The following is a 1,429-nucleotide window of genomic DNA, read 5'->3' on the forward strand; positions in this document are numbered from 1 at the left end:
GCGGCGGATTTCTTCGCCTCACCCGCAATCTTCTGATTGGTTTGGGTGGTTGCCTGACTTTTCGATTTCAGTTGGTACAGGGTCGCCTGGACAATCGGCTTGGCCGGCGGCAGCTCCGGAGTGAACGCGAAACTGACGAACAGCATGCCGAATACCAGCACGTGCAGGACAATTGCCAGAACACTAGGCCAGAAGTAGCTTTCCGAGGCGGACGGCTCTCGCTGTTGCTGCATCAGGGCGCCTCGGTAATCAAGCCAACATTACCGACCCCGGCTTTCTGCAGCCCGCCCATGGCGCCCATGACGGAACCATAGTCGACGGTTTTGTCACCGCGGATGAACACTTGGGTACGCTTGCCGCCTTCGGTGCCGGCGCGAATGATCTTGGTCACCGCATCGGTCATCTGTGGCAGGGTCATCGCCCTGTCCTGTTGCTTCTCGGTGTCGACTTCGCTGCCAAGGTTCCAGTAATAGGTCTTGTCAGCCTTGATCGAAATGGTCAGGACCTGAGTGTTGTTGTCCTGCGGCAAGGCTTCGCTGGAAACCTTGGGCAGATCAACTTTCACGCCCTGATTGAGCATCGGCGCAGTCACCATGAAGATGACCAGCAGTACCAGCATCACGTCGATGTATGGCACCACGTTCATCTCGGCGACCGGCTTGCGCTTTTTGCGCGCTCGAGCGATTAAAGCCATTGGGATTTACCTGCTTATTCTTCGCTGGTGTGCACTTTGCGGTGCAGGATCGCCTGGAACTCGTCGGCGAAGGTGTAGTAGCGGCCCAGCAAGGTTTCGCTGCGGGCAGCAAAACGGTTGTAGGCGATAACGGCCGGGATTGCGGCGAACAGACCGATCGCGGTGGCGATCAGGGCTTCGGCGATACCCGGAGCCACGGTCGCCAGGGTCGCTTGTTGAGCGCTGGCCAGACCACGGAAGGAGTTCATGATGCCCCATACGGTACCGAACAGGCCGATATACGGGCTGACCGAACCAACGGTGGCGAGGAATGGCAGGCTCTGCTCGAGCTTCTCTTCTTCGCGGGAGATGGCAACGCGCATGGCACGCGCCACGCCTTCCATGACCGCTTCAGGATCAACGCCTGGCTGCTGACGCAGACGGGAGAATTCCTTGAAGCCGGCGCGGAAGATCTGCTCCACACCCGAATCCGGATCAGGGTTGCTGCCCGCCTGACGGTACAGCTTGGACAGGTCGATACCCGACCAGAAGCGCTCTTCGAAGCTCTCCAGGGCGCGTCGACCGGCGCGCAGCAGATTGCTGCGCTGAAAGATCATGATCCATGAGGTCACCGATGCGGCCACCAGAATCAGCATTACCAACTGCACCACGATGCTGGCATTGCTGACCAGGCTCCACATGGAGGAATGGTCGACAATGCCAGCATCGTGGTGCAGTTGGTAATGCTGATTCTGG

The 1,429-nt window shown here is 58.9% G+C and carries 3 protein-coding genes; all 3 read right to left on the reverse strand.

Annotation, left to right across the window (positions count from 1 at the left end; translation table 11 throughout):
• Positions 1-233: cell envelope integrity protein TolA (locus ACIOZM_RS12750; RefSeq protein WP_401214048.1), on the reverse strand; the 233-nt coding region annotated here is incomplete at its 3' end.
• Positions 233-685, reverse strand: coding sequence for a protein TolR (gene tolR, locus ACIOZM_RS12755; protein WP_161806672.1), 453 nt, complete (start codon positions 683-685; stop codon positions 233-235). The genes tolR and ACIOZM_RS12750, both read right to left, overlap by 1 nt.
• A gap of 23 nt (positions 686-708) precedes the next feature.
• The gene (gene tolQ / locus ACIOZM_RS12760; protein ID WP_401214244.1) at positions 709-1,374 is read right to left on the reverse strand and encodes a protein TolQ; all 666 of its coding nucleotides are present in this window, start codon (positions 1,372-1,374) and stop codon (positions 709-711) included.
• Between the last annotated feature and the right edge of the window lie 55 nt (positions 1,375-1,429).

It is taken from the genome of Pseudomonas sp. NPDC087346, assembly GCF_044744235.1.
In the GTDB taxonomy this organism is placed as follows: Bacteria; Pseudomonadota; Gammaproteobacteria; order Pseudomonadales; family Pseudomonadaceae; genus Aquipseudomonas.